Source organism: Robertmurraya dakarensis, from assembly GCF_900156875.1.
In the GTDB taxonomy this organism is placed as follows: domain Bacteria; phylum Bacillota; class Bacilli; order Bacillales; family Cytobacillaceae; genus Robertmurraya; species Robertmurraya dakarensis.
This window is the reverse complement of sequence record NZ_LT707408.1, coordinates 693,984-717,562: the sequence shown is the minus strand read 5'-3', so window position 1 is coordinate 717,562 and position 23,579 is coordinate 693,984. Positions and strand designations below refer to the sequence as shown.

Sequence of the window (23,579 nt, the reverse complement as noted above, 5' to 3'; positions counted from 1 at the left end):
AGAGAGGAATTTCTAACCTACATCGCTAATTAAATCATTATGGACTTCCATAAGGAGGAATTAAGTTATGCGTGTGGCTATAGCAGGTGGTACAGGATTTGTTGGAAAGACACTGACAGAACAACTTCTAAAGGATGGGCATGAAGTTCTTATTTTGACCAGAAGGATAAAAGAAGCAGCAAATCACGAACAACTATTCTTTCTACAGTGGTTACCCGAGGGAGAGGATACGATTAAGCAACTTGAAAATCTCGATGCATTTATAAATTTAGCAGGTGAATCCCTTAACAGCGGCCGATGGACTGAGAAAAGAAAACACATTATTTTAAATAGCCGTCTGGAAACAACATCCGCAGTCATCTCCATAATCAAACAATTGAAAAACAAGCCTAGAGTTTTAGTTAATGCCAGCGCAATCGGTATTTATGGAACTTCACTCACTGAGACTTTCACAGAGGAAACGAACCTGACTGGCAGTGATTTTCTCGCTGAAACGGTACGCTTATGGGAGACACAGGCACTTACTGCTGAGGAACTGGAAATTCGAACAGTACTGTGCCGGTTTGGGTTAATCCTCGATAAGCAATTAGGGGCCCTCCCAAAAATAGCTCTTCCCTATAAACTCTTTATTGGAGGAAATGTTGGTTCAGGTGATCAATGGGTGTCTTGGATTAGTATAGAAGATGTAGTACAGGGCATTTTGTTTACAATTGAAAATGAAGGGTTGAATGGGCCTATAAATATGACTGCTCCCTCACCTGTAAGGATGAAGGAATTTGGTCAAACGTTGGGCACCATCCTACACAGGCCTCATTGGATTCCTGTCCCTGGTGCTGCATTAAGAATCATCCTAGGCGAAATGAGTATACTTGTGTTAGAAGGACAGAAAGTTCTGCCTAATGTTTTGTTACAAGCAGGATATAGGTTTAAGTACAGTGATCTTTATAGTGCCCTAAAAAATATTTATCAAAAGTAAAGTATCTTTCCTTTTTGAAAGGGAAAAATAGGAAAGACATTAAATTTTTTCTATGAAAGGATGATACATATGGCAGGAGATAAAAAAAGGAAAGAAAAGACAAAAAGCACGCTGTCAAGCATGCAGGAAGTAACCTATTCACGTGAATTCAAAATGGCAGACCGAGCGGGTGGTTTTACAGAGAGAAGAGGAAGACATTAATTTTTCCATTCATAACTTCTATTTCAATAGCTAAAAATAAGTGAGGAAAGCAATGATGCTTTCCTCACTTTTCTTGAAAGGGGATTATGCTATGGGTCGTGCACAGGGACATAAAACGCGTGATAAAAATAAAGCCTCACTTCCTCAAGTACCTAAAAACATGAAATCAGACGGCTTAGATGTGGAATTTAATCGTGAACTTGCTGATCACGATGATTTAGAAGCAATGAGCCGTGCAAAAGCCGCTGATGAAAGAGCAAAAAAGAAACGCTAACTGATAAAAAGGGAGCAGGTCTGACCTGCTTTCTTTTTAAGTTGTGCACAACATTATCCACAAATTTGTGGATAATGTTAATAACACTCTTAAATTGCTAAAAATCAGCCCCAATATAGATCGTTATATTCACAGTTTTTTTGTGGGTAACTGCTGTTTTTCTTGTGGATAAAGTGGATAACCTTGTGGATCATTATTTTATAGGCAATTTATTTGTGGATAATTATATGGATAACCTAATCTCCACTTCTAAAGTAAGAAAGCTCTGTTATAGATTGTATGGTCATCATATTGGGCTTCAATCGATACTCTTGCAGTTTCTTTTGAAAAAATTCTTCCACTGCCTGTTCTTGGTTTTCTCCTTTTACTAGACTTCGACCTTCTAGTACAGATCCATCTTCAACAATCGCATACCAAGAAATTCGGTAACTCTTCAATCATTACACCTCACTATTCCATCCCTTAAATGTTAACCAAAACTTATTCTTTTTATTTTTGTTTTCTCTATTTTCGGTTACCTTTTACTCTACGCCCTATGCTATATTAATTTTTGAACAACAGTGGTACGATTAATGAAATTCATAAATTAAATTCGGTCATAGAAGGGAGGAATAATTTAATGGATTTACATCAACTCTATGTATTTACAAAGGTAGTTGAGCAGAAAAGCTTTTCTAAGGCTGCCGATTCGATTTACTTAAGCCAATCCACAGTCAGTTCGCATATTCATTCATTAGAAAAAACATTAAATGTTCCCCTTTTTGATCGTGTCGGCAGGGAGACGATCCTCACCCCTCATGGAGAACGTTTGTATCATTGGGCACAAAAAATGCTTCGATTAAAAGATGAAGCGCTGCATGATTTAAAGGATAGTGTAGCGGAATTAAAAGGAGTCATTCATATTGGCGTGAGCTCGGTGCCTGGACAGTTTATCGTTCCAAAGCTTGTAAAGGATTTCAGTAAACAATACGAAAGTGTCACCTTTTCTATCAAGCAGGATGCCTCAAAGATTGTATCAGAAAAAATCCAAAACGGAACATTAGATGTAGGCTTTTTGGGTGAAAAATACGAAAATGATATTCTCCGCTATATTCCCTTATTAAAAGAAAAACTAGTACTAATCGCCTCTAATGAATATAAATTTGAAGGACCCGTTAGTATTGCTGAGATGCTGAATTATCCTTTTGTTATGAGGTCATCTGATTCAGGAACAAAAGCGATACTTGAAAAATTCTTAAAAAAAAATCGTGTGAAAGAGTCTGACTTGAAGATTGTCTCCTATACGAACAGCAGTCAAACTCTAATAGAGCTTGTCAAACATGGACTAGGCATCTCCATTATTTCAGAAATTACCGCACAAAAATATGCCGTGAACAACCAGCTTCAGGTATATGATATTACCGGATTCGATGACGAACGATATTTTTACCTTGTTTATAACGTAAAGAAGACCCTACCTATGATCTCGAAGCTTTTTATTGAATCCGTAACTGCGCACAGCATCAAGATAGACTAGACAAACATTACTGCACCTTTTTCATAAAAATCCTAAAAGTAAAAAAAGCAAGCGGTGAAAACATAATTAGCTTCTCCGCTTGCTTCTTTATTAGCATCCTAGATCTCTTTTATTTATATTCTTCTAACTTTTCTTTATACAGTGCTAGTACTTCTTCGTATGGAAAACCATCTGACTTATGCTCTTCCAACCATTCTTTCGTAAATGCTTCGTTGACGGTATGCCATTGTTTAAGTTCTTCTTCTGTTAATTGAGCTATTTTCCCGCCATTTGCTTCAAACTCTTGATTGAATTCATCTGTTAGTTTTTCATAGGAAACACTTGCCGATTCCATGATTTCTTCGGATACCTCGATTATGACCTGTTGTACGTCCTCAGGAAGGCTCTGCCATTTCTTTTCATTAATTACTAACGGCTGTACAGCTGTTCCAATATGAGCGAATACAGCATGTCCTAAAATTTCTTGTAAACCAATACTTTTTACACCCAAACTGTAGGATGAGTATGCACTTACAAGTCCCTTTTCTAACGCTTCGTATGCTTCACTGTTTGGCATTGAGACCGGAGTGGCACCTAAGTAAGAATAATATTCTGTCAAAACCCCTCCAGGTGTTCTCATTTTTAGTCCCTTAAAATCATCTGGAACACGAAGTTCTTGGTCAACCGACCAAATTTCAAATGTAGGAGAAACATGACCAAACAAAGGTCGAATATTATTCTTAGAGTACTCTGTTTCAAGAAGTTCTGTACTTTCTTTAAGCAGATCATTATAAGCCATTGTTCCTTGACGCATTGTCTCGCTCAGATTAGGAAGCCCAGACAAGGCGTTGGAAATCGGGAATAAGTCCGGTGTATAGGAAATAGATGAGATTGCTAAATCCGTTACACCGTCTTTCGTTAAGTTCATCAAATCAGCCGCTTTTCCAATTTGCTCACCCGGATAGTATTCGAATTGAACTCTACCGTCAGTTCTTTCTGTTATTGCCTCCATCCATGGAATCATAACTTCAGTGGACATCGTCGAAGTATTAGGAAAGTATGTAGCAGCTTTTAATGTAATCGTTTCTTGAGTTTGACCTGACTGTCCTGATGCATCTTCAGATGAACCACACCCTGCAATGGCAAAAATCGAAGTTAAAAGTGCGAATAATAATAGTTTTTTCATAGTGACCGTTTGCCCCCTTATAATGTTGAATTTCATTTATTGTGAAGATTCTTTTTTTTTAAAAACAACCCTCCCTTCGAAATGTTATTTGTTGAATAGTTTTTTATCTATTCAAATTTTTCTAACATCAGTATTATACCACCTTCACAACGACTTGTTTTAATATAAATTAATTTCGTAATATTATAAAAATTAAAAATTTTTAGCGTTAACTGTCCTATTAAACAAAAAAACAGGCACCTTTATCGATGCCTGTTTTTTACCTTTATTTAGACTGAACAGTTTCTTGTTTTTCTCCGACCTCAACTACCCAGCCAAATGGATCCTCTACTTTACCAGTTTGAATACCAGTGATTGTATCATACAGCTTCTTTGAGATTTCTCCTGTTTTGCCATCGTTGATCACAATTTGATGATCGTTCCAGAATAGTTCACCAACAGGTGAAATAACTGCTGCTGTACCAGTTCCAAATGCTTCTTCTAATTTACCAGCTGCATGTGCCTCATAAATTTCTTCTACTGAGATTTTCCGTTCTACAACATTAATTCCCCAATGTTTTAGCAATTGTATTGTTGAATTTCTTGTTACCCCTTCTAAAATGCTCTCATTCAGTACTGGTGTATGGACTTCGCCATCAATTTTAAAGAAGATGTTCATGCTGCCAACTTCTTCAATATACTTCTTCTCTTTTGCATCGAGCCATAGCACCTGTGAATATCCTTTTTCTTCAGCATTAGCTTGTGCTCTTAAGCTCGCCGCATAGTTACCGCCAGTCTTCGCTTTCCCTGTACCACCTGCTGCTGCACGTACATATTCATTTTCAACATGAATTTTTACAGGGTTAATGCCTTCTTTATAGTAAGAGCCGACTGGTGACATGATGATCATAAACTTATAATGTTCCGATGGAGATACACCTAAATACGGTTCTGTTGATATAATAAACGGGCGAATATAAAGTGATGTACCTTCAGCAGTTGGAATCCAATCTTGGTCAACTACAATTAGTTCCTTTAATGCTTTCAACACGAATTCTTCATCTACTGGAGGGATACATAGACGATCATTTGAACGGTTCATGCGTTCAAAATTCTTTTCAGGTCTAAATAATTGAATTTTTCCATCTTGAGAGTAGTATGCCTTTAGTCCCTCGAACACGGATTGACCATAGTGAAAAATCATCGTTGATGGGTCTAGGCTAATTTTTTGATATGGAACAATGCGGGGATCATACCATCCATTTTCAGTACTATAATCCATGATGAACATATGGTCCGTAAAAGTTTTTCCAAATACTAATTGGTCAGCCGGAAGCTTTTCTTTTTTAGTTTGAGTTAAAGTAACTGTAATCTCTTGGTCTTTCATGGCTATATCTCCCTTGGTTTTTAATAGTATCTTAATATATCTTTACAACAAAAGGTAGTAAAATTTAAAATTTTCAAGAACATTAGACACTTGTAATATTGTTGTATCATAAAAAAATCACAAAAACAATCTACTATTCAGGATTTCAAGATAATTGAATACCTATTCAATTTTTTAATTGAATTTAGTAAAAAAGCCAGACACAACTACAACAGGAAATTTCCCTCATAGTTGTGACTGGCGTTTTATTTTTGCATTAAATATTTTGTGCGTAATTTTCATTTGGAATTTTGTTCAGCATTACGTATACACTGGTGTTTTCATTACTATCGTTCACGAATGCGAATTCTTCGTCGCCATCTGCTAGAATGACGTCGTTTTTGCTTGCTTTAACTTCTTTTCCATCAATCTTAAACGTGCCCGCTCCTTCTACAACTAGTAAATAAACATTTGTTCCGGGATGCTTGTGAGCCGGTAATGACTGCTGAGGCTTGAAGTTAAGAACAAACACCGTACTTTCCCCTTCTTTAAACACAATTCTTTTTGTGAATCTTTCCTCGCTATATTCAATATATTCTTGTAGGTTTGTTTTCTTCATTGTATTAGCACCTCTTTATTATTGATATCTTAATAATAATGGTTCTCAGTTGCTACTGTAGTGATATGAATCATTCTTTAAAAAAGAGTATCCCACATTTGCAATTTAGTATAATAAGGTTGGAAAATAAGAGGACATTGAAGTAAAGGAGATAATTGAAATGAAAAAGGATATTATGGAACGTTTTGTCCGTTATGCAAAGGTTGATACACAATCTAATGAAGAAAATGAGGCTTGCCCAACAACCCCAGGACAGCTGGTACTTGCTAATATGCTCGTTGACGAACTTAAACAAATTGGCATGGAAGAAGTAACCATAGATGAAAACGGCTATGTAATGGCAACCCTTCCGGCCAATTCTGACAAAGACATCCCAACCATCGGGTTTTTAGCGCATGTTGATACAGCAACTGATTTTACCGGAAAAAATGTTAATCCGCAGATTACAGAGAACTACGATGGAAGCGAAATTGTTTTAAATGAAGCTTTACAAGTTGTCCTATCTCCTAATGAGTTTCCAAGCCTTTCTGAATATAAAGGTCACACACTGATTACAACGGATGGCACGACCCTTCTTGGAGCTGATAACAAAGCAGGCATCGCAGAAATCATGACGGCCATGCACTATCTAATAAACCATCCAGAAATCAAACATGGAAAAATCAGAGTTGCCTTCACTCCCGATGAGGAAATTGGCAGAGGTCCTCATAAATTTGATGTAGCTGCATTTAATGCGCAATTTGCTTATACTATCGATGGGGGACCGCTTGGAGAGCTTCAGTACGAAAGCTTTAGTGCTGCAGCAGCGAAGATTACGATTAAAGGAAATAATATTCATCCCGGCACAGCAAAAGGCAAAATGATCAACTCCACTAAAATCGCAATGGAATTTAATAGTACGCTGCCTGTAGAAGAAGCACCTGAACATACAGAAGGATACGAAGGTTTTTACCACTTGCTTTCTATTAATGGAGATGTCGAAGAAACAACGCTTTCTTATATTATCCGCGATTTTGATCGTGACTATTTTAATAAAAGAAAAGAAACGATCGTGGGAATTGTTGAAGACTTAAGGATGAAGTATGGTGAAGATAACATTCTTTTAGAGATGAAGGACCAATATTATAACATGCGTGAAAAAATTGAACCCGTAAAGGAAATTGTGGATATTGCGCATGAAGCTATGACAAATTTACACATCGATCCTATTATCCGTCCAGTTCGCGGCGGCACTGATGGATCCCAGCTTTCCTACATGGGCCTTCCAACTCCGAATATTTTCACAGGAGGAGAGAATTTCCACGGGAAATTTGAATTTATTTCTGCTGACAATATGGTTAAAGCAACACAAGTTATTGTTGAAATCTGCCGTTTGTTCGAGGAAAAAGCACAGTAAAATGAACTTTGGCAATCTTAATTGAGTGGGATGGGTTTGACATAGTTCATTCGGACTTGAATTCGATTGAGACGGATCCTCTTGTCTGAATCTAACCTGTATTTGGACTGGAACTTGATTGTGATGGAAGATCCTGTCCAAACCCCCCCCTCCCTCTCACTCAGTCAACCACAAGCTCATCAACAATATTTCTTATAGAATCCCATTTCATCTTGTGTTATGTTAAATATTAACAAACGGACCTGTAAGCTTACAAAAAAGTACTTTCCAGCTCACTTAGGAGTGGTTTAATCTTATGAAAAAGCCATCATTGTATAGTTTTGGTCTCGAGACAGTAAACACTCGTTTTCTATTAATCGGGATCATTTTTGTTGCGTTCAATTTGAGACCTGCGATTACGTCTGTTGGTCCTCTCCTTACTTTTATAAGGGATGACATCGGTATCTCAAATACGCTGGCAGGATTCATCACAACTCTTCCGTTGATTGCATTTGCCATTCTTTCTCCGATAGCTCCAAAAATAGCACATAAAATCGGCAAAGAGAGGACCGTATTTATAGCTCTGCTCATCTTAGGGCTTGGGATCTTTATTCGTTCCACGGAAATGATCTTCTTATTATTCTTTGGAACAGCCTTTATTGGAGTGGGGATTGCTCTTTGCAATGTCCTTTTACCTGGCATTGTAAAAGAAAACTTTCCTAAGAAAGTCGGATTAATGACTGGTTTTTATACAGTTGCGATGGCATTGTGGGCGGGGATTGCACCTGGGATCAGTGTTCCTTTATCAGAGAATCTAAAGCTTGGCTGGCAAAAGTCCTTAACGGTATGGCTGATTTTAGTCATAATCGCAATAGTAGTTTGGCTTCCACAGTTAAAACGGAATTCAAAATCCACGAAAGCGACTGTCAACATCCTGCGGCCAAAGTCCTCTTTGTTACAATCACCTATTGCTTGGCAGGTATCGATTTTCATGGGCTTGCAATCCTGTATATATTTCTGCAGCATTACGTGGCTGCCAGATATGCTCTATAGCCATGGTGTGAGTGTAAGCACAGCTGGATGGATGGTTTCACTCCTGCAGTTTTCAGGACTTCCTGCTAATTTTCTTGTACCTGTTTTAGCGGATAAACTTCCTAATCAAAAGGGATTATCCATTCTCATTGGAGCATTTTGCATGACAGGACTTTCCGGACTTCTCCTTAGCGGAAATCTACTTGTTCTAACCCTATGTATCATCATGCTTGGATCGTCAACGGGTGCCGCAATCAGTCTTGCATTAACACTGATTGGTTTAAGGGCCGCAAACGCCGAGCAGGCAGCGAACTTATCAGGGATGTCACAATCAATCGGCTACCTTCTAGCAGCAATTGGCCCATTCTCCTTAGGTTTTCTATTTGATTTATACCATACTTGGACTCTCCCTATCATTCTATTGATCATACTTACAGTCATCATGACAATAGCTGGAGTCGGAGCTGGACGCAGCCAGTATGTTTCCCAAGAGCCTATTAGATCCTCTCAATTAAACTATTAAAGTGATTCATGAGCATGATAGCAAAAATAATAGTGGGGGACTCCCCCACTATTATTTGGCTAGCTCTTCTTGAACGAGAGTTCTTCTTAAAATTTTTCCAACTGTTGTTTTTGGAAGCTCATTCCTAAATTCTATAAACCTAGGAAGTTTATATTTCGCCAACTTATCATTGCAGAAATCAAGAATATCTTTTTCTGTTGCAGTATGGCCGTCTTTTAAGACAATAAATGCTTTTACTGTTTCTCCCCGATATGAATCAGGTATACCAACCACTACTACCTCTTGTACAGCAGGATGTTCGAAGATGACCTCCTCGACGTCCCTCGGAAAAATGTTATAGCCTCCAGCAATAATGACATCTTTTTTTCGACTGACAATGAAGCAATATCCTTCTTCATTCATATAGGCGATGTCCCCTGTATAAAGCCACCCATCCTTCAGAGATAGATCGGTTTCTTCTTGTCGATTCCAGTAGCCCTTCATTACTTGTGGTCCTTTAATGATGAGCTCTCCTGCTTGATTTAAAGGCATTTCTGTTTCTCCATCCTCAATGCTGACAATCTTACAATCCGTATTCGGAAGCGGTAACCCCATGCTTCCCGTTACGCGTTTGCCGTTCACTGGGTTGCTATGTGTGACAGGGGATGCTTCACTTAATCCATAGGCATCCACCAGCTTTGCGCCTGTTAATCTTTCAAAAGTTTGTTTGATTTCTGCCGGTAACGGCGCTGATCCACTTATGCAGGTGTGTATGGAAGATAAATCATAATCACTCACCTTCGGGTCATTGTTCACCCCAACATAAATGGTAGGTGTCCCCGGAAACATCGTAATTTTCTCCTGATGAATGGTTTCCAATACCGCTTTTGCTGAAAAGCGTTCCAATAAGTAAAGAGTAGATTCAAGAAAGACACTTAAATTCATGGACACCGTCATGCCATAGACATGAAATAAAGGCAGTACATTTAGAATTCTTTCTTGCCCTTCTTTGCAATACACTCCCATAAACTCTTTCGTCTGAACAACATTGGCAATTAAATTGTAATGAGTAAGCATGACTCCTTTTGAAACGCCTGTTGTTCCACCAGTGTATTGTAAAACAGCAACATCATCCTTAGGATCAATCTCAACTTGAGGTGGATTAGGAGGATGATTGCTAATCAATTCATCGACCGTTACAAATTCAGTATGCACATTCGAGCTTGTGCGAGCTAATACTTGCTTCATAATGGATGTCTTATCTTCGAGGTTTTTAAAATTCCCGGCTAATTGTTCTTCGATAATTAAAAACTCAGCACCTGAATCATTCAGTTGGTATACGAGCTCCCGTTCTTTATACATGGGGTTATTCTGCACAACAATTGCCCCTAACCGCAATACGGCAAAATAAGATAAGACGAGATCGCGAGAGTTATTCATCATTAACGCTACCCTCGTACCTTTTTGAACTCCCATTGAGCGAAGTCCTGTTGCCAGCCGATTGATTAACTCACCAAATTGTTCGTATGTGAGAACTGTATTTTCTACCATTAAAGCTGGATGTTCTTTACGGTTCGCAACTGCCCTATCAAGAAAATCTATCATCGTGCGATTTGGAATCAATATTTCAAATGGAACACCTTCGGGATAAGAATGGAGCCAAGGACGTTTACTATTCATCAATCTATTTCCTCCTTATGCTGTATGTGACATATTCTTCATTGCTTTATTAACCGCTTTTCTTGTTTCCTCTGAAATATTCTCTTCAAAATATGGTTCCCAAGCTTCCTTTGGCGCAGGAGGGAAAACGTAAGAACATATCACCATACTCACAATCGATAAAGCCATGGAAATCACAATTCCTGGTACTACACCGGGCATCATTCCTGCAGTAATTAAGTAAGAAAACACCACATATGAGATAACACCAAGGATACTTCCTACATAAGCTGCCTGTTTATTTACACGCTTCCAATACAAGCCTAAATATAATGGGCCAATAAAAGCTGCACCGAACAAGCCGAAGACGTACGCAGCTGCCATCGCAATAAAGGCAGGCGGATTTAAGGCAAGAATCGTGGCAATCAGCCCTAGGACACCTAACACTACTTGCGTCATTCGGATTAATTTCTGATCCTTAATCTCTTTTTTTCCAACGTTTCTAACAATGTCATAAGTGACCGCAATCGCACTATGAAGAATCATTCCATTCGCCGTGGACAATGCTGCAGCAAAAATGGCTGCTAATACGACACCCCCAATAATTGGATTCATGTAATTAAGCACTAATAGTGGAACAATATTATCTGCTGCTTGTCCATCCACCATCGTAGGAACAAGCACCCTGCCGCCAATTCCTAAAATCAATAAGCAAGTGAAAACGACAAAGATAATCAGGTTACTAATTAAAGGCGTCAAAACAGCTGTTTTGACATTTTTAGCCGATAATAATCGCGTTGGCCAGTGTGGTGACACAGAAGCACCAAGAGAGTTAGAGAGAAAAATTCCTATCATCGCTGATAAGGTAAAGGTACCTAATGGACTTAGTAAAGTACCGGGTTCAGTTGGAGCCGCCCCCTCTGTTGGCGCAGTTGCAATTTCCAGCGCTTGCGCAAACATACTGCCCCAGCCGCCGACCTGCGGTAAAATCATCACTGCAGCCAGGATCAGTCCTGCTACAATAACCATCGTATTAAATAAATCCGTTAAAGCAATTGACCATACTCCACCTAGAACGGTGACCAAAAGGAAAATTAGAAAAACAAATAGAGATACTTCATAGCTTAGTCCGGTTACAGATGAAACAATTAACCCAATTCCTTTTATTTGAATGACAACATAAAATAAATATCCCAGTATCATAATCACAGAGGCATAGACTTGAAGCTTACTTTTCGTCACATGTGGTTCAAACCTAAGTCGTAAGTATTCCGGAATGGTTCGTACCGGAAATTGCGGCTTACGAAGCTTATAAGCTATAAACGGGAGTAAAGCATTGGCAAAAAACCAGCCTGAAAACCAGCCTGTAACCGCTGCAAAACCATATGTATACAAAAGACTTGGGACCCCTAGAACGGAAGCTGCACTAATCCATGTTGCCGTAAAAAAACCAATGTTCACAAACAGCCCCATACTCCAGCTTCCAATTGTAAAGTCATCCAAAGATTCAGTCTTTTTATAGCCCCGTTTTGTAAAATAAAGCAGAATTAAAAAATAAACCGCAAATACAGCAAGTAACTCCCACCTCATTGTGATAGCTCCTTTTCTTTTATTTTTGCTGGTTTAGCACCCCAGCGTTCTACTCCTGACCTATTAATCTTCCAAATAAAATAGAGCGAATAAGTCCATGGCACAAGAATAACCACCAGCCAGATACTTATTGCCTTCCAACCAATTAAAGGAATCCCCAATAATGTTTCCATCCCGATTCTCCTTTTTTCGTTAAATTTCAAAGTCCAAGGGCTGTCCAGCCGCCATCCACTTTTATGGTTTCACCTGTTGTATAGGAGGAAGCCTCAGAGGCTAAATAAATAGCAGCACCAACAATTTCGTCCGGTGCTCCCAACCGCTTGAGCGGAGTTCTCGCTTCCACTTTCTCAGCGTAATCTCTTCTGACTTCCGTGATCGCTTTTACAAGAGGGGTCTCAATGTAAGCTGGAGCAATTCCGTTAACTCGAATACCGTGCTTGGCCCATTCAACCGCTAAACCCTTGGTAAGCATATTTACTCCGCCTTTGCTGGCACAATAGGCAATTGATCCCTTCAGAGCGGTTTCACCGGCAATAGAAGAAATATTGATGATTGAACCGTTCTTCTGCTTGATCATGTATTGCCCTACAGCTTGGGCAAACAAAAATACACCTGTTAGATTAACGGAAATGACTTTATTCCAATCTTCTAACTCATAGTCCGCTGCATTCTTTTTTACCGTAATACCTGCGTTGTTGATTAGGACATCAATTTGCTGAAATCGATTGACAGTTTCATCTGCAACATGCTGTATATCCTCCGGATTAGACACATCACATGGAATGACAAGTGCCTCGACACCTCTTTGTCTTACTTCCTCAGCAACTGCTTCCAATTCAGATTTTGTACGGCTGCAAAGAACAATATGACTGCCAGCATCTGCTAACCCTACGGCAATACTCCTGCCTATGCCTTTGCTTGCCCCTGTGACAATACTTACTTTCCCAGTCAGATCAAATAACATTTCCTTTACTCCTCCTTTAGTAGATAAAAAGGATTTATTATATTTCCTCATATTTACAAAAATTCCATATATTCTAACAATGCAATTATTATGCCAATTTTTAAAATTTTAAAAACATGTGGTTTTGCTATGTTTATACAATTTTTTTATCCTTATATTTAAAAATCGGTGCAAAAACGCACCAATACATGGTGCACATCTACACCACACCGATAAACATAAGAAAAAAACGGTGCATCAGCACACCGTTTTCATTTTATTTCGAACTTTTTTATTTTTCTGATCAGAGTTGAATGATCAACTTCTAATTTTTTGGCTGCTTCCCTAATACTCTTGTACTTCTTTAGGGCGAATTCAATCATCTCTTTTTCGGTCTTTTTTACTAAATCCTTTAAGGGAATAATCTTTTTTTGGGTATCTAGCATTATTTTTGAATTAGTGATCTCTTCTGGAAGGCTTTGTGCTGTTATTAAGCTGCTGTCAGTCATAATCACAATCCGTTCAATTGTATTCTCCAGCTGCCTAATATTGCCAGGCCAATCATAATTCTCCAATAATTTACCTGTTTCAGCATTCAGCTGTTTGTTGGTTCCATATTTTTTATTAAATTTTTCTAGAAAATAATAAGTTAAATAGATAATATCCTCTTTTCGATCACGAAGAGGAGGAATATGGATTGGAACCACATTTAAACGATAATAGAGATCCTCACGAAATGTCCCCTCTTTAACCATCTGCTTTAAGTCTTTGTTCGTAGCGGCTAAAAAGCGTATATCTAATTTTTTCGATTTTGTGCCGCCAACTCTAGTTATTTCCTTTGATTGAATGACACGAAGAAGTTTCACCTGTAAATGCAGCGGCATTTCTCCTATTTCATCTAAAAGGACCGTCCCTTTATTTGCAACCTCAAGCAGTCCCGCCTTCCCTGAACTCGCACCCGTAAAAGCCCCTTTATCATAACCAAACAGCTCCGCCTCCATAAGGGATTCAGGTATAGCACCACAATTTATTTGAATATAAGATTCCTTTGACCGATGGCTCATTTTATGTATTGATTTGGAAACAACTTCCTTCCCTACTCCTGATTCACCTATTATTAATACAGCAGCTTCTGATTTGGCTACTTTTTGTACCTTTTCCTTTAATTTTTTCATTTGATGACTGTTCCCAATTAAATTATCTGACTGCAATAACTTTGTCCTTAGTTCATGTAATTCAGAATAATCAACATCCAATTGTCTGTGATACTTTTCATGCAGCTCATTAAGGCTTGATAAATCGCGGTAATTCGCTATATAACAAATGGGGTTTCCATGTTCATCCCGGACAGGCTTACTTGTAATGAAAACTTCCTTCCCTGTCCGCAATTTTTGAAAGATGATCAAAGGATTTTTTTTCAAAACTTTTAAGGATTGGTTTACGATTATTCCTCTTTCTTCAATCTCCTTTGCTGTGTAACCAATAATATCTTTTAATGGTACACCAGAAACTCTTTCCACTGCCTTGTTTGCATAAAAAACTCTGCCCTCTAGATCAGCAAGAAGGATGCCTTCATATGAATCATCCAAGCAGTGAAGTAAAAAATCTAAATTATTTATGTTGGCAGAAATTGAACCGCATAAATCTCTATCCTCTAATACTTTTGTCAAATCACTCACCCCTGTACACGATTAATTATTCCTCCCCTATGCTGTTTTCTTCGTTCAGCTCTAAAATCCTTTATTAACAGGGTAAATTTACAGTAAATTTGAAAAATAAAAAACCCCACTCTTTAATAGAATGAGGTTTGTAGTTCTTATTCCTTATCTTAAGATAATATTTTACTTTTTCACTAGCACTTTGTAGCTATCCTCTACACGTCTTAAAATCTTACGTTGTGCCTCTAATGTGTATTTCATATATTCATTCGTGGTTTCCGATAACTCTGCTCTTTGTTTTTGCTGATAATCTAGATAGGCTTGGCTGTTTTCAACAGCTGTCTTTTCGAGGCGTTCCATGATGTTAAAGGATGATCTTAGCGGTGTCAGCATCAGGTTTTCCCACCTGCTTGTTACATCCCTTAATTGAGTGCGGAAGGCTTGCTTTTCCTCAGAGATTGGCTCCGCAGTGTTCCTATTCTGATATTGACTGAAGACATCACGATTGGCTTGTTTTGCTTGATCATAAAAAGATAGAATAGCTTTCCGGTACTCAGATGAAAAATTAGTTGTCTCCTGAAGCGCTTTTATGTAGGCTTCCTTCCTGCTTTCCCCAAGCTTGCGGGCGCGAATCTGTGCAGCCTCATATTGCTCCAGTAAAGTGTTTACAAAGGAATCTGATACATACTCTTGATCCTTTTCATTCTTTTGAGTCATTGATACTCCTCCCTTTGCTTTCGCTTGATTTCTCTATAGAATCCTTCTTTGGAAAAGAAGGAATGTAGAGCTCAAGAAAACTTGAATACATCTTGAAAAACTGATCCAGCATTGTCTGATAGCTTTCCAATTGATTGGCATAACCCTCTAAATACTTAATACCAGCTTCTGTTATGGAATATTTTCTTTTTGCTGGTCCACTACCACCCGTTTCCCACTCTGAACACACTAAATTGTCCTGTTCAAGCTTTCTTAGCAGCCGATATAAATTACCTTGATCAACGGTTCGAAATCCAAGGCTCTGCAATTTTTGGATAAGTTCATAGCCATGAAGGGACATTCTACTAAGAAGCAATAAGATAAATGGCAGGATAAAATTTTTGGATGGAGTTAAAGACTGTTCCTTGTTGTGATTACCCATATCTCTTCACCTCAGTAAAGTATCATCTATATGTATTTTACACATATAAGTCATAAAGAGTCAATACTGCATATAATAAATTAACAGAAAAATTAAAATTGTTTAATAGTCAATTTTTTTGGTTATAAATGCAAAATAAATACTGTTAAAAGACACTGGGCTAAACGAGAAGGTATTTTGGCCATAAAAATTTTACTCTGAACCTTTCCTTCAGGCAAACCAATTAAGGAGGTTGCTACTTATGAAAGAAACTGAAGAAGGTAAATATATAATGCCGCATATTCATATGGGATCAGGTGAAGCACTTGTCCTTATTCATGGACTTGGAGAAATAAAGGAAGGCTGGACGAGACAGTTTGAGCTTGCGAGCCAATTTGAACTCATTATCCCTGACCTCCGTGGTCATGGAGAAAATAAAACCTATGAAGGGATTTCAGTTGAAAACTTTGCTCGAGACGTTTTAACATTGCTTAAAGAACTGCAAATAGAAAGCGCTCACATTTGTGGATTATCCATGGGCGGTGTTGTCGCCCAGGAAATATACCGTCAGGCTCCAGAGGTTTGCCGCTCATTGATATTAGTGAATACACTTCACTATTTCCCGAAGTGGCTGGAGTCAAGTATCTTTTTCCACATACGAAAAGCACGTGCTCTCTTCCTAACTCCAGAGCAGCAAAAAGTCATGGCAGCCAAAACCTGTCTTTACTCCTGGCGGGAAGAAAACCTTCAAGAGTTCTATAAGCTGTATAAACCAGACAAGAAGGGATATTTATTAGCCATGAAAGCTTGTCTTGAGGTAGATCACCGGGATATATTGCCTCATATCAAGATTCCTACTCTTATCATTGGCAGCCAGTATGACGCCATTACGCCTGTTGGAATCCAAATCATGATGCACGAGATGATCCCAAATTCTGAGCTGGTTATTTTCAAAAAATCAGGACATATCTCAAAATTTGAAGCTGCAAAGGAATTTAATAGTACTGTCCGTCATTTCATAGATAAGCATAAAATCCGTAATAAAGCTGGATAACAGGTCTTACGATATGTATATTGCAGCACTTCAATATGGGGGGGGGAAGAAGTTCGTCCTTCCTCCCACTTTTATTGTATGTCAAAACAGTAAAACTATTCTGATTTATTTTGTTGTTGCTTCCCCTGACCGGCTCGCTAACCACTCATTCACAATTGAAGCAAGCTTGCCTGACAACGCCAATGAAATATGACCTGCTTCCACGAGTTCATAAGTCTTATCTTCGCTGGAAACCAAATCTAACAGAGGCAGACTTTGCTCCTCTAAAACAAGATGGTCATGCTTCGCATTCACTACTAATAAACTCATATTAATATTCCCTAAGTGAACTCTTTCACCTCGTATGGTCATTTCATTTTTCACTAACTTATTTTCTTTGTAAAGGTCGTTATTTAGCTGGCGGAATGCTTCTCCCGCAAATGGGATATGTCCGCTCGTCCAGCTATTCATGCGGCGCCATTTCTCCACAAACTTTTTATCATAGGCACGATTCAATAATGTCAAATAAGGACTATTATAGATTGGCGATGTAATCGAACGGAACATCCCCTCGACATAGCTTGCAGGAACTACCCCATAAACATCAATAAATCGGTCAATATTGATGGTACCATCTCGCAGTCCCTCAGCCCATTTATCTGGTACAAAAGAAACGCTAAAATCAATCGGGACTGTTGCCACGATTAAGTTCTTGATGGGTTCCTTTGCAATGGCAGCATAAATGGATGCAAAAGTACCTCCTAAGCAATAGCCTAGAACTGAGATCTCCTCTGCTCCTGAATGTCTCAAGGCTCTACGAACACCTTTTTGGATATAATCAACAATATAATCATCAATATTGATATCCTTATCCTCATATCCAGGGATGCCCCAGTCTAATAAATATACATCATAACCCCGCTGCACAAATATTTCAATTACACTCGAACCTGGAGCTAAATCTAAAATAAACGGTTGGTTGATGAGAGAGTAAATGATGAAAATAGGCGTATCGTATTTCTTTTCTTCCGCACGATAATGCCATAATGTTGCTTTATTTTTTTTCCAAACGGCTTGCCTTGGGGTTGGGTTCACCTCTGGGTCTGATTCATGGATAATATTCATAAAATGATTCCAACGTTTGATTTCTTTTTCAAAATCTATTTTTGGGATTGTTTCTGTAGCCAAAGCTTCTCCTCCTAATACTTGTTATTACTTTGTATTTGCTGCAAGCAGCTCCTGCTCTTCTTCAGTCTTGACTTCAGTATCATGATCATCCTTCATAACCGCTTTTAATACCGAGAGGTCCTCTTTTAAACTAGTTAAATCGTCTATCTCATTACGCAGTTCTTCAAGCTCAGAACGAAGCTTTTTCGTTTCAGCTAAATCCTTTTTCGTTTTGGTTAGCTCAGACTTTAGCTGTTTTGTAATTTTAATAATATCACTGGATATTTCTACAATACTCTCAATTTCTTTATTAGATGAGTCGACTGAATCCTGCAGCTTCCAGAGCTGTTCTTCCAATGAATCAAGCTTTTCCTCTGTTTGGATGGATAATTTGGCTACATTCGCCACATCCTTTTTCGTTGGAAGATTCCATTGACTGATAAGGACCTCTTGATTTTTTCTTAATTGCTCCAGGAACCATGTATGGGAGTCTGTTCCTGCCTTTGCATATTGTACAAATTCACGAGTGTTAGACCATAAATGGATCATATCATTCATTTGCTTTTCCCATTGATCCGTATATTTCTTAAACATCTCATAAGGATCATATGTTTTATTTGACATTGACGTTTCCTCCAATCATCTCTTTATACATATTTATGGAACGGAAAAAATAGATTTTTCACTTGATTAGACATGATTTCGAGCAAGGCCCGTTGATTATCTCGAATGATTGAGGCAGTTTCTTTAACACTATTCACATACTGCTCTCTATTTTTCCTTCTGAATTCAATGGACTGCTCGACTGAAGCAATCAACCTGTTAATCTGTTCATCATTCACTAAGCTGCCGAGAGCCGTTGATGTAAGTTCCGCTGCTTTATGGTCGGCATTATCTAATTGTTCATTGATCTCTTCGAAGGATTTCACAGGAAAAATATAATGAAGACTTGCAGTTGCAGTTAAAAATTCCTCCTTGGATTTTCTGTCCCAGGCACGTAATTCGCTGGAAAACTGTTCTGCCAGCTCCTTTATGTTCTGTTGGTTACGTTTCAGGTTTTCAGCAAACTGTTTGGTAGAATTTAAAAGTACATCCTCACGTTTTTTGGCACAGTCCACCCAAGCATCCACTTCCCTTAAAGCCTGTTCCCATAGAAGGTCAATGCTTGTTGTTTTTTTCTCTGATTCTAAACTGTTTGTCATCCCGTAGTTCCTCCTTTATTAATCTTCACGAAAGAGTTTTTTTATCTCTTTTAGCTCACTCCTCAGATAATCTATTCTATGAGTCTGAAAAGATTCCTCTTCCAAACTCTTTGACAAATTCTGCAGAGCTGCTTTTAGAGATATGATTGCAAGTTTATTGGTGTGTTGGTTTTGCAGCAGTTCATATAGCAGATCATCCAAATGATCAACCTTGTTTTCATTTGTTATGGCCTTTTTTGCTAAGCACGCAAAGTCATCTTTATTGGGAACTTTCATCGTGTCTAACAAGCCCCTTATAGTCTTCCTTTTCATCTCAACTACTTGAATGTGAACATCCAGCATCTCTTGTAACCTTCTAACAAAATGAGTACAATTGACTAATTGTCTCATTTTTCGATTACAATCATCTTCTAGCTTCTTGTACTCTTTATACACTTCTTCTTTTATTATGCTGTCCGGCATCTACAATACCTTTCTCTTTTGATTGTCTAGTTTTACGGCAGTTTCAATATAAGGGTATCTGTCTTATGTATCTCTTCTAACCCCATCCCCGTCCTTAATGCTAAAAACCAACACACACATCAATAACTGAACAAGGCTAAACTCTAATTATTAATTATGCAAAAACCATGCCAACATAACCCACTCACCGTGACAACTCAAAATTTGTTTATTTTTTTAATACTCCTTTTTGGGTAAAAATTACTAGACTTAGGATTGAATATTTTATATCAAAAAAATCGTACGGATCACCGTACGACTTTTAATGCATGTATCATATTAGGCTGTATCTTTTACCTTTTCCTCGATTTTAGTCATCGTATCTATTTCAACATACCTCGCCAGGATCGTTCCGATTAAAAGCGACCAAACAGGAGCACTAATATTCAAAATGGTAATGTTAGACAATGCAATCATGAAGGCAAACGAGGCGCTAATCTTCATAGTTGGTTTGGAGAAACCAATATGCAGATTGTTCCCGAACACTCCAAGTAAAGAAAAACCAACGATCATGGATATAAATTCTTGGGGCAGCGCTTGAATGAACGGAATCAACTTCCATGCAAATACTCCGAATACCAGGAGCAGTACTCCAGAGACAACCGCACCCATGTATCTTTTTTCCTTTGGACCCGCTTCCTTATCCGCACAAATAACTGTTGCCATTCCGGCTACATTTGCTGACTGTCCGCCAAAGAAACTGGCAATACAAGAGAAAATACCACTCAGCGAAATTAATCTATTAACAGGAGGACGATACTGATTCTGCTCTAAACCGCTAAGACCTACCGCTGCATCATTACTTAAAATAACAAGAGCAAGCGGGACCGCTACCGATAAGAAACTCAGCATGTTAAACTCAGGCTGCTGGATTTGTGGAATGAAAAGTCCCGATGACCACTCACCACTGCTTAACGGATAGAAAAGCAATAGTACAATGAAACCTGTCAGAATCGCAGCGATAATCGGAGGTACCTTTGTTCTCCACCTCGTTGTAATCAAAAATGCCAGCAACGCTGCAATACCAACGGCAATCAATTGATTAATAGAAATAATAAAGTTCACCATATATTTTGTAATCATTCCAGCAAGCATGGCCGAAATAATCTCTTTTGGGACAAATTTAATTAATTTAGAAAAAAATCCTAGCACTCCAATAACCAGCATCAACAAACCAGACATAATATACGAACCTAGTAGCTCATGGAAAGTAAATTGTGTAGTGACGGTTGCCAGAAAAGCGACTCCTGTTATGGAATGTCCGCCAACAATCGGCATTCGATAATATAAAGGAACAAAGATCCCAAACAATCCGCCAAATACGTACACGGAAAAGATCCACATAATCGTCTGCGCCATCGTAAATCCGCCACTCGCAGAAGCTTCCAGTATTAAAGCAGTAGGGCCGGCAATGATAAAGATTCCTGATACAAGCCCCGCTGATATATTTTTTTGATTTAAGTCTTTTAAAGGAAATGGAGTGACTAGGTTTTGAAGTTTCATCAAGATAAATTCTCCTTGCTAACGTATTTACCTGTCACATCATTATAACGCATTTTTTACTAATGGAAGCGAAACTTTTAATTTCCGCCTTCAAAACTCTCTATTCTCCCGGATATGTTCTGGTATTGGCTGAGAGGAATTCTTGTAAACGTTGTAACTAACGTAAATAATTTCTGCAAGTAATAACGGATCTTCCTCTCCTTCTCTCGTAATCATAAAATTCATCGTTATACTAGAGTTTCCGATTCTGCCGGTCTTACACCAAATATCCAGCCAATCCCCCAGCCTTGCCGGACTCTTATATTCCAACGTGGACTTTGCCAGCACAAAATCAAATTCACCGCTCTCTGCTAAACTATGTAAATCAAGCCCCACCCCTTCCTCAAAATATTCTGAAACTGCAATATCCAAGTAAGTGAGATAATGTGCATTGAAAACGATCTTTTGACCATCTATTTCGGAGTAACGAACCTTTAAACGATGCGAAAATTGATAATCACTTTTCATTATTAATCCTCCTTCTCTGTTTTTCAGATAATTCTAACACATTATGAACCACCTCGCTATCATTGCATTACATAAAAAACTGCACAAAAAAACCTTAGTAAAGGTTCACGACTAAGGTTTTCAAGAGTTAAAATTCAATTGAACGGTAATCATGCGGATCAATCTTTTTCAACATCGTCAGTTCTTGTTTACTTGGAGGTTCGGTGTATTTAATTTCATCATAAAGAAGCTCAAAGCCAGTATTCTCTCTGACTTCATCCAAACTCGAGTTTGGATGAATACTTTCAAGATGCAGCTTTCCATTACGGAATTCAAACACGCATAAAGGTGTGACAATCCTCCATAGATTTCCCCGAGTTGTAACAAAATCTACATTTTCCACGAACGTTCGCTTGTCATGCTTGGTTCTCCAAATGATTGCTTTTTTTGCAGTAGGAATAAGAACGGCACTTCCAGCTCCTCCAGGCAGCCTCACCTTTGGTTTATGGTAGTCACCTATAACAGAAGCGTTGATATTCCCATCTATGTCAAATTGTATTCCCCCAAGAAAAGCTACATCAAGCTTACCGCGCATCGACAGATCAAAAACCTGTTCCAGCGGAAAGTAGCTTTCAGCACTTGCCAATAAATCTGATCCAGCAGAAGAGTATGAGCTTTTATGAATGGAGCCTGGATTAACACCTCCAGGGATGTTTAAATGAACTAAATCAGGGGCATGTAAGGATTTAGCAAGCATCATGGCAACCATCGGCAAATGAGAAGAGACCCCATGAAAGACCGTTTCACCGTCTCGGAGCATATTTGCAATCGCACATGTCATGATATCGCTGATTCTGTAATCTGTGTTCACCATATGCGTCCAGCCATCCTTTCCCCAACATAATCTTTTGTTTCATATCCTTTTAAGTATTCTTGTATTTCTTCTTTTGTTTTCATCGCTATAAAAGCAGATAATGATTGATCATCAACCTCATACTTTCGATAACATGCAGCTGGAGCAGCCCCATTGGGAACATGGACTACAGCATTTACTAAGAAACCAGGAATATCAACCCGTTCAGCGTTAAGTCTTGTCTTGCTTTCTGGTACAATTTGTTCCGTTGTCACAATGACTTTTTTTGCTGCCCGGCTTATTAAAATATCCTCAAATTTAGGTCCATGAATTATACTATTCCCCTTAATATCGCATTCCTGCACATGAATGACCGCCACATCTGGCATCAAGGACTTTACCAGAGTAACTGGTTCCCCTCCAAACGGATCTTCAACAACGACAAAATAGTCATTTTTTAATAACAAATCTCCTGCATTAAGGCCTTTTACCGGCATAAACGGGACGTTCATGGCCGCACCTCTCAGCGCACAGATGACTGTGTAACAAGCATGCTCATTCCCTTTAATCCTGCCTTCTTGCACCCCTTTTCGGTAATGCGCTGCAAGTCCGTATTTTGTTTCATAGCTGATAAAACCAGCATCCACCGACTGAACGCAGTCCATCGCACACAACAGGTCAACGTCTTGAGCACCAGCTGTTTTGACTATCCTTAGATTTCGTTTATGCTGCCGGGCAATTTCCCTCACAGCCGCCATTGGAGCCCGGTGAAGGACATTCCCGCCAAAGGAAACCATATCCCCATCATTGATGATTCCAATTGCCTCTTTTAAACTAACAACCTTCTTCAATTTCACGGCAC

General features: G+C 38.6%; 26 protein-coding genes. 7 read left to right on the top strand and 19 right to left on the bottom strand.

Going from position 1 to position 23,579, the window contains the following annotated elements; all coding sequences use genetic code 11:
• Positions 1–67: 67 nt before the first annotated feature.
• The 3 genes from CZ487_RS04665 (at position 68) to CZ487_RS04655 (ending at position 1,451) form a co-directional block, all read left to right on the top strand.
• Entirely contained in the window at positions 68–976 is a 909-nt protein-coding gene (locus tag CZ487_RS04665; protein ID WP_077211008.1) for a TIGR01777 family oxidoreductase, read from the top strand.
• A gap of 69 nt (positions 977–1,045) precedes the next feature.
• Positions 1,046–1,177, top strand: coding sequence for a YfhE family protein (locus CZ487_RS04660; protein WP_077211007.1), 132 nt, complete (start codon positions 1,046–1,048; stop codon positions 1,175–1,177).
• Positions 1,178–1,268: 91 nt separating this feature from the next.
• Entirely contained in the window at positions 1,269–1,451 is a 183-nt protein-coding gene (locus CZ487_RS04655) for a YfhD family protein (protein WP_077211006.1), read from the top strand.
• Between the two features lie 236 nt (positions 1,452–1,687).
• Here the strand turns inward: CZ487_RS04655 and CZ487_RS04650 are convergent, their stop codons facing one another.
• On the bottom strand, positions 1,688–1,888 hold the full coding sequence (locus CZ487_RS04650) for a hypothetical protein (protein WP_077211005.1): 201 nt from the start codon (positions 1,886–1,888) through the stop codon (positions 1,688–1,690).
• A 182-nt stretch (positions 1,889–2,070) separates the two neighbouring features.
• On the opposite strand from CZ487_RS04650, the gene CZ487_RS04645 reads away from it, so the two are divergent.
• Positions 2,071–2,967, top strand: a complete 897-nt coding sequence (locus CZ487_RS04645; RefSeq protein WP_077211004.1) for a selenium metabolism-associated LysR family transcriptional regulator — start codon at positions 2,071–2,073, stop codon at positions 2,965–2,967.
• A gap of 109 nt (positions 2,968–3,076) precedes the next feature.
• Here CZ487_RS04645 and dctP read toward each other — a convergent pair whose 3' ends face one another.
• The 3 genes from dctP to CZ487_RS04630 all read right to left on the bottom strand — a co-directional run bounded on the left by dctP (position 3,077) and on the right by CZ487_RS04630 (position 6,096).
• Positions 3,077–4,132, bottom strand: coding sequence for a TRAP transporter substrate-binding protein DctP (dctP, locus tag CZ487_RS04640; protein WP_077211003.1), 1,056 nt, complete (start codon positions 4,130–4,132; stop codon positions 3,077–3,079).
• Positions 4,133–4,397: 265 nt separating this feature from the next.
• The gene (locus CZ487_RS04635) at positions 4,398–5,498 is read right to left on the bottom strand and encodes a branched-chain amino acid aminotransferase (RefSeq protein WP_077211002.1); all 1,101 of its coding nucleotides are present in this window, start codon (positions 5,496–5,498) and stop codon (positions 4,398–4,400) included.
• Between the two features lie 256 nt (positions 5,499–5,754).
• Positions 5,755–6,096 (bottom strand): cupin domain-containing protein, encoded by a 342-nt coding sequence (locus CZ487_RS04630; protein WP_077211001.1) that lies wholly within the window; start codon positions 6,094–6,096, stop codon positions 5,755–5,757.
• Positions 6,097–6,256: 160 nt separating this feature from the next.
• On the opposite strand from CZ487_RS04630, the gene pepT reads away from it, so the two are divergent.
• Complete coding sequence (pepT, locus tag CZ487_RS04625) at positions 6,257–7,492, top strand: peptidase T (RefSeq protein WP_077211000.1); 1,236 nt, start codon at positions 6,257–6,259, stop codon at positions 7,490–7,492.
• A 295-nt stretch (positions 7,493–7,787) separates the two neighbouring features.
• Positions 7,788–9,026: a CynX/NimT family MFS transporter gene (locus tag CZ487_RS04620; RefSeq protein WP_077210999.1), complete on the top strand. Its 1,239-nt coding sequence runs from the start codon at positions 7,788–7,790 to the stop codon at positions 9,024–9,026.
• A 51-nt stretch (positions 9,027–9,077) separates the two neighbouring features.
• Here CZ487_RS04620 and CZ487_RS04615 read toward each other — a convergent pair whose 3' ends face one another.
• From CZ487_RS04615 to phaQ, 7 genes are all read right to left on the bottom strand, one after another.
• Complete coding sequence (locus tag CZ487_RS04615) at positions 9,078–10,685, bottom strand: long-chain-fatty-acid--CoA ligase (RefSeq protein WP_077210998.1); 1,608 nt, start codon at positions 10,683–10,685, stop codon at positions 9,078–9,080.
• A 15-nt stretch (positions 10,686–10,700) separates the two neighbouring features.
• The gene (locus tag CZ487_RS04610; RefSeq protein ID WP_077210997.1) at positions 10,701–12,254 is read right to left on the bottom strand and encodes a sodium:solute symporter family protein; all 1,554 of its coding nucleotides are present in this window, start codon (positions 12,252–12,254) and stop codon (positions 10,701–10,703) included.
• Complete coding sequence (locus CZ487_RS26530; protein WP_154676012.1) at positions 12,251–12,427, bottom strand: hypothetical protein; 177 nt, start codon at positions 12,425–12,427, stop codon at positions 12,251–12,253. The genes CZ487_RS04610 and CZ487_RS26530 overlap by 4 nt, the downstream gene beginning before the upstream one ends.
• A gap of 26 nt (positions 12,428–12,453) precedes the next feature.
• Positions 12,454–13,218 carry an SDR family NAD(P)-dependent oxidoreductase gene (locus CZ487_RS04605; RefSeq protein ID WP_077210996.1) on the bottom strand — a complete coding sequence of 255 codons (765 nt, stop codon included), beginning with the start codon at positions 13,216–13,218 and terminating at the stop codon, positions 12,454–12,456.
• 251 nt (positions 13,219–13,469) lie between these two features.
• Positions 13,470–14,867 carry a sigma-54 interaction domain-containing protein gene (locus tag CZ487_RS04600; RefSeq protein WP_077210995.1) on the bottom strand — a complete coding sequence of 466 codons (1,398 nt, stop codon included), beginning with the start codon at positions 14,865–14,867 and terminating at the stop codon, positions 13,470–13,472.
• 171 nt (positions 14,868–15,038) lie between these two features.
• Entirely contained in the window at positions 15,039–15,572 is a 534-nt protein-coding gene (locus CZ487_RS04595; protein ID WP_077210994.1) for a hypothetical protein, read from the bottom strand.
• A complete protein-coding gene (phaQ, locus tag CZ487_RS04590; RefSeq protein WP_077210993.1) occupies positions 15,556–15,993 on the bottom strand; it encodes a poly-beta-hydroxybutyrate-responsive repressor in 438 nt (145 codons plus the stop codon). The genes CZ487_RS04595 and phaQ overlap by 17 nt, the downstream gene beginning before the upstream one ends.
• 241 nt (positions 15,994–16,234) lie before the next feature.
• Here phaQ and CZ487_RS04585 point away from each other — a divergent pair, with 241 nt between their 5' ends.
• Positions 16,235–17,026, top strand: a complete 792-nt coding sequence (locus CZ487_RS04585) for an alpha/beta fold hydrolase (protein WP_077210992.1) — start codon at positions 16,235–16,237, stop codon at positions 17,024–17,026.
• Between the two features lie 105 nt (positions 17,027–17,131).
• Here CZ487_RS04585 and CZ487_RS04580 read toward each other — a convergent pair whose 3' ends face one another.
• The 8 genes from CZ487_RS04580 to CZ487_RS04545 form a co-directional block, all read right to left on the bottom strand.
• Positions 17,132–18,193 carry an alpha/beta fold hydrolase gene (locus CZ487_RS04580; RefSeq protein WP_237562802.1) on the bottom strand — a complete coding sequence of 354 codons (1,062 nt, stop codon included), beginning with the start codon at positions 18,191–18,193 and terminating at the stop codon, positions 17,132–17,134.
• Between the two features lie 24 nt (positions 18,194–18,217).
• Complete coding sequence (locus CZ487_RS04575; RefSeq protein ID WP_077210991.1) at positions 18,218–18,796, bottom strand: polyhydroxyalkanoate biosynthesis repressor PhaR; 579 nt, start codon at positions 18,794–18,796, stop codon at positions 18,218–18,220.
• A 23-nt stretch (positions 18,797–18,819) separates the two neighbouring features.
• The gene (locus CZ487_RS04570; protein WP_077210990.1) at positions 18,820–19,374 is read right to left on the bottom strand and encodes a hypothetical protein; all 555 of its coding nucleotides are present in this window, start codon (positions 19,372–19,374) and stop codon (positions 18,820–18,822) included.
• A gap of 18 nt (positions 19,375–19,392) precedes the next feature.
• Entirely contained in the window at positions 19,393–19,836 is a 444-nt protein-coding gene (locus CZ487_RS04565; protein WP_077210989.1) for a hypothetical protein, read from the bottom strand.
• Between the two features lie 318 nt (positions 19,837–20,154).
• On the bottom strand, positions 20,155–21,378 hold the full coding sequence (locus CZ487_RS04560) for a benzoate/H(+) symporter BenE family transporter (RefSeq protein WP_077210988.1): 1,224 nt from the start codon (positions 21,376–21,378) through the stop codon (positions 20,155–20,157).
• A 90-nt stretch (positions 21,379–21,468) separates the two neighbouring features.
• A complete protein-coding gene (locus CZ487_RS04555) occupies positions 21,469–21,885 on the bottom strand; it encodes an acyl-CoA thioesterase (RefSeq protein WP_077210987.1) in 417 nt (138 codons plus the stop codon).
• A gap of 127 nt (positions 21,886–22,012) precedes the next feature.
• Entirely contained in the window at positions 22,013–22,738 is a 726-nt protein-coding gene (locus tag CZ487_RS04550; protein WP_084783122.1) for a CoA-transferase subunit beta, read from the bottom strand.
• Positions 22,732–23,574, bottom strand: coding sequence for a CoA transferase subunit A (locus CZ487_RS04545; protein WP_237562801.1), 843 nt, complete (start codon positions 23,572–23,574; stop codon positions 22,732–22,734). The genes CZ487_RS04550 and CZ487_RS04545 overlap by 7 nt, the downstream gene beginning before the upstream one ends.
• Positions 23,575–23,579 lie beyond the last annotated feature (5 nt).